Source organism: Pseudoflavonifractor capillosus (genome assembly GCF_016902575.1).
GTDB classification, from domain to species: domain Bacteria; phylum Bacillota; class Clostridia; order Oscillospirales; family Oscillospiraceae; genus Enterenecus; species Enterenecus capillosus_A.
In genome coordinates this window covers 1-5,093 of record NZ_JACSNZ010000071.1, presented here as the reverse complement: position 1 = coordinate 5,093, position 5,093 = coordinate 1, and the positions used below count along the sequence as shown (strand labels likewise).

Sequence of the window (5,093 nt, the reverse complement as noted above, 5' to 3'; positions counted from 1 at the left end):
GTTGGCAGACCGCACTCTTATTGTATCAAAAGGAGTTTTTTCTTCATATGGAACGCTAAAGCTTTTTTTGAACTCCCCGGCACAGCCGGGGGTTTTCATTAGACAAAAATATCAAGGCCGCAACGAATTTCATCGTTGCGGCCTTGTTTTCATTTACTTATTCCTGCTCCCAGTTGTGGTAGATGTTCTGAATGTCGTCGTTGTCCTCCATGATGTCGATCATCTTCTCCATGTTCTGGATGTCCTTGGCATCGGTGAGGGTGACATAGTTCTGGGGCACCATCTCCACCTTGGCAGAGGCAAAGGTGTAGCCCTTCTCCTCCATGGCGGCCACCACGGCAGCGAAGGAGTCGGGATCGGTGTAGATGGTGAAGCACTCCTCCTCGGGCTCGAAATCAGCAGCGCCGCAGTCCAGAGCGTCCATCATCACGGTGTCCTCGTCCAGGTCCTCCCGCTCAATGATGAGCACGCCCTTCTGGTCAAAGGACCAGGACACACAGCCGGTGGCGCCCAGGTTGCCGCCGAACTTGTCGAAGTAGTGACGTACCTCAGAGGCGGTACGGTTGCGGTTGTCGGTGAGGGCCTCCACGATCACAGCCACGCCGCAGGGACCATATCCCTCATAGGTGATGGCCTCGTAGTCGTTGGAGTTGCCGGAACCCAGGGCCTTCTCAATGGTACGCTTGATGTTGTCGTTGGGCATGTTGGCAGCTCTGGCCTTGGCAATGACGGTGGCCAGGCGGGAGTTGTTGTTGGGGTCGCCGCTGCCGCCGGTCTTCACCGCCACGATCAGCTCACGGGCAATCTTGGTAAAAGTCTGAGAGCGCTTGGCATCCGCTGCGCCCTTGGTCTTCTGAATATTATGCCACTTGGAATGTCCGGACATGAAAAAATCGTTCCCTTCGTTCTATAAATTCCTGACTGCCCCTTGTTCAAGGCAGTTTTACACGCTTACAGGTCAGTATACCATGTTGCTCACCGCTTTTCAACCCTTTCCCAACATAACCCACCAGCTTTTTGCATAAAAGGGCTTGACAACAGCCCATCCCGATGGTATATTTATCTTGCAGTTAGCTCACACTAACTTGTGTCAATCTCCTTCCTCTATGTTTCGAACCGAAGCACATGGCTGCCCGCACGAGAGTGCGGGCAGCTCTCTTTTTCATCTGAATTTCGCATGGATTCTGGATAATCTCCCATTTTTTTGTGGGAGTTGACCCTATCATCTTTTATATAAAATGTGTATACTGGATGACGTGTTTGTATTTATCAATTCTATATTTCAAGCAAAGGAGAATCGGAGTATGATTAGGCTTCTGGCAAAATCCATCCGAGAGTACAAACGAGACGCCCTATTGACCCCCTTGTTTGTCACTCTGGAAGTCATCATTGAGTGTATCCTTCCCTTTTTGACCGCCAATTTGGTTTGGGAAATTCAAACAGGCTGTGAACTGTCCACCATTCTGACCTACGGCATCATCCTCATTGTGCTGGCGGGCTTTTCTCTGTATTTTGGGCGTATTGCAGGCATCACTGCCGCATCTGCCTCCGCAGGCTATGCCAAAAACTTGCGTCAGGATATGTTCTACAACATTCAGAAGTTCTCTTTTGCCAACATTGACCGTTTCTCCACCTCGTCTCTGGTCACTCGTATGACCACTGACGTGACCAACGTGCAGATGGCTTTTATGATGATCATCCGGGGCGCCATCCGTTTCCCCCTGATGCTGGTGTTCTCCTTCATCATGGCCTTTATCATGGGCGGCTCTATGGCCTTTATTTTCCTCTTTACCATCCCGGTACTGGCCATTGGCCTTGCCATCATCATTTGCAAAGTACATCCCCTGTTTGTCAAGGTGTTCCGCAAATACGATACCCTGAACAACTCCATCCAGGAGAATGTGCAGGCCATGCGGGTGGTCAAGTCCTATGTGCGGGAGGATTTTGAGAAGGAGAAGTTCTCCGCCGCCGCTGAGGATGTATGCCGGGACTTCACCCGGGCTGAGCGCATCATGGCTTTCAACTCCCCCTTGATGCAGTTCTGCCTGTATTCCGCCACCTGCCTCATTCTGGGCCTTGGCGCCTACTTCATCATCAGCACCCAGGGTGTGGCCCTCACCGTGGGCAAGCTCTCCTCCCTGTTCATTTACAGTTTTCAGATCCTGGTAAGCCTGATGATGCTGTCCATGGTCTTTGTGATGATTACCATTTCCGCTGAGTCCGCCCACCGTATCGTGGAAGTGCTCCAGGAACGCAGCACCATCACCAGCCCCGGCGCACCTGTTATGGAGGTCAAGGACGGCTCCATTGATTTTGACGGTGTGGACTTCAAGTATTCTGAGGATGCCGAGCGCAACGCCCTGTCCCAGATCGACCTGCACATCCGCTCCGGTGAGACGGTGGGTATTCTGGGCGGCACCGGCTCCTCCAAGTCCTCCCTCATTCAGCACATCCCTCGTCTGTACGACGCCACCCAGGGCACCGTTCGGGTGGGTGGCATAGACGTGCGGGACTACGACCTGGACACCTTGCGCAACGCCGTGGCTGTGGTGCTGCAAAAGAACGTGCTCTTCTCCGGCACCATCAAGGAAAATCTGCGCTGGGGCAATCCCGATGCCACCGATGAGGAACTGCTGGAGGCCTGTCGTCTGGCTCAGGCCGATGAATTCATTCAGCTCTTCCCCGACAAGTATGATACCTATCTGGAGCGGGGCGGCGTCAACGTCTCCGGTGGCCAGAAGCAGCGGCTGTGTATCGCCCGGGCTCTGCTGAAAAAGCCCAAGATCCTCATTCTGGACGACTCCACCTCCGCCGTGGACACCAAGACCGACGCCCTCATCCGCAAGGCCTTCCGGGAGTTCATTCCCGACACCACCAAGATCATCGTGGCCCAGCGTGTGGCCTCGGTGCAGGAAGCAGACCGCATTCTCATTATGGACGGCGGCCGCATTGTGGCCATGGGCAGTCACGACGAGCTGCTGAAGTCCAGCCCCATCTACCAAGAAGTCTACGAGTCTCAGAACAAAGGAGGACAGGAAGATGAAGCCTAATCAGCCCATCAACCGCAAAGGCACTTTCGTCCGCCTGTTGCGTACCCTTTTCGAGTTTTTCCCCGTACTCATGCCGGTGGCGCTGGTGTGTATTCTGTTCAGCGCCATTGTAGGCAGCCTTCCCACCGTGTTCATGCAAAAGATCATCGCCGTGGTGGAGAACAACTGGCAGGCCGGCGACTGGGCTTCTGCCGCACCGGAGATTTTCCGTCTGGTGGCCATTCTGGGCACCATGTACGTCCTGGCCCTGATCTCCACTGTGGTATGGACCCAGATGATGGCGGTCATCACCCAGGGTCTGCTGAAAAAGCTGCGTGTGAAGATGTTTGACGGGATGCAGAACCTGCCCCTGCGCTACTTTGACACCAACGACCACGGCGACATCATGAGTCACTACACCAACGACATCGACACCCTGCGTCAGATGGTGGCCCAGAGCTTCCCCCAGCTGCTGTCCATGATCGTCACCATTCTCTCTGTGCTCTTCATTATGCTCTATTACAGCTTCTGGCTGAGTTTGGTGATTCTTCTTGGCTCTCTGGTGATGGTGAAGGCCACCCGCTCCATTGGCGGCCGCTCCGCAGCCTTCTTCCAGCGGCAGCAAAAGTCCCTTGGTAAGGTGGAGGGCTTCGTGGAGGAGCTGATGGACGGACAAAAAGTGGTGAAGGTCTTCTGCCACGAGGCGGAGACCTGTGCCGACTTTGACCGTCTCAACGACCAGCTCATGTCCGACTCCAAGCAGGCCAACACCTTCGCCAACACCCTCATGCCCATCCTCATGAACACCGGCAACGTGATCTACGCTCTGGTGGCCATTGTGGGAGGTATTCTCCTGGTGGTCAAAGCCCCCAATCTGAGCTTCTCCGGTATGGCCTTCAGCATCAGCATCGTGGTGCCCTTCCTCAACATGACCAAGCAGTTCACTGGCACCATCGGCCAGGTGTCCCAGCAGATCAACTTGGTGGTTATGGGTATGGCTGGCGCACATCGCATTTTCGAACTGATGGATGAACAGCCCGAGGTGGATGAAGGCAACGTGACCCTGGTCAACGTCCAGGAGCAGGAGGACGGCAGCCTGAAAGAGGTTCCCTACCGCAGCAACGTGTGGGCCTGGAAAGTGCCCCAGGGCGACGGGTCCTTCCACTATACCCGCCTCACCGGTGATGTGCGTTTTGAGCACGTGGACTTCGGCTATGTGCCGGAGAAGACGGTGCTTCACGACATCTCCCTGTTCGCCAAGCCTGGCCAGAAGGTGGCCTTTGTGGGCGCCACTGGTGCCGGTAAGACCACCATCACCAACCTCATCAACCGCTTCTACGACATCCACAACGGCCGCATCCTCTACGACGGCATTGACATCATGACCATCCGCAAGGCAGATCTGCGCCGCTCCCTGGGCATCGTACTTCAGGACACCAACCTGTTTACTGGTACCGTCATGGAAAACATCCGCTACGGACAGCTGGAGGCCACCGATGAGGAGTGTATCGCCGCCGCTAAGCTGGCAGGTGCCCACGACTTCATCACCCGCCTGCCCCATGGCTACAACACCATGCTCACCAGCAACGGCGCCAACCTCTCCCAGGGTCAGCGTCAGCTGCTGGCCATCGCCCGGGCTGCCGTGGCCGATCCCCCTGTCATGATTCTGGACGAGGCCACCTCCTCCATCGACACCCGCACAGAGGCCATTGTGCAAAAGGGCATGGACGCCCTGATGTACGGCCGCACCGTGTTTGTCATCGCCCACCGGCTCTCTACGGTAAAGAACTCCAACGCCATCATGGTCTTGGAGCAGGGCCGCATCATTGAGCGAGGCAGCCACGACGACCTCATCGCTCAAAAAGGCAAGTACTATCAGCTGTACACCGGTGCCTTTGAGCTGGAATAAGTTCTATACAAGCAAAAAAGTCGTTCTCCTGCGGGAGAACGACTTTTTTAGCGTGTCGAAAAAGTTCGACACGCTTCTCAAAAATGCAAGCATTTTTTCGAGGGGTTGCAGCCCGCTGCATGCACCCTTGGGTCAAAGGGCGACCCAAGGCCACA

Annotated in this window: 3 protein-coding genes; 2 read left to right on the top strand and 1 reads right to left on the bottom strand. The window is 55.2% G+C overall.

Annotation, left to right across the window (positions count from 1 at the left end; genetic code table 11):
• Positions 1–157: 157 nt before the first annotated feature.
• Positions 158–886: a YebC/PmpR family DNA-binding transcriptional regulator gene (locus H9X86_RS11475; RefSeq protein WP_204901655.1), complete on the bottom strand. Its 729-nt coding sequence runs from the start codon at positions 884–886 to the stop codon at positions 158–160.
• 418 nt (positions 887–1,304) lie between these two features.
• Between H9X86_RS11475 and H9X86_RS11470 the strand changes: the two genes are divergently transcribed.
• Positions 1,305–3,050, top strand: coding sequence for an ABC transporter ATP-binding protein (locus tag H9X86_RS11470; RefSeq protein ID WP_204901654.1), 1,746 nt, complete (start codon positions 1,305–1,307; stop codon positions 3,048–3,050).
• Positions 3,040–4,938, top strand: coding sequence for an ABC transporter ATP-binding protein (locus H9X86_RS11465; RefSeq protein WP_204901653.1), 1,899 nt, complete (start codon positions 3,040–3,042; stop codon positions 4,936–4,938). Before H9X86_RS11470 ends, H9X86_RS11465 begins: the two co-directional genes overlap by 11 nt.
• Positions 4,939–5,093 lie beyond the last annotated feature (155 nt).

What these genes read in the sequence shown, in the direction of transcription:
- H9X86_RS11465 (WP_204901653.1), top strand. Translation starts at nt 3,040, where the DNA reads ATGAAGCCTAATCAGCCCATCAACCGCAAAGGCACTTTCGTCCGCCTG.
- H9X86_RS11470 (WP_204901654.1), top strand. Translation starts at nt 1,305, where the DNA reads ATGATTAGGCTTCTGGCAAAATCCATCCGAGAGTACAAACGAGACGCC.
- H9X86_RS11475 (WP_204901655.1), bottom strand. Translation starts at nt 886, where the DNA reads ATGTCCGGACATTCCAAGTGGCATAATATTCAGAAGACCAAGGGCGCA.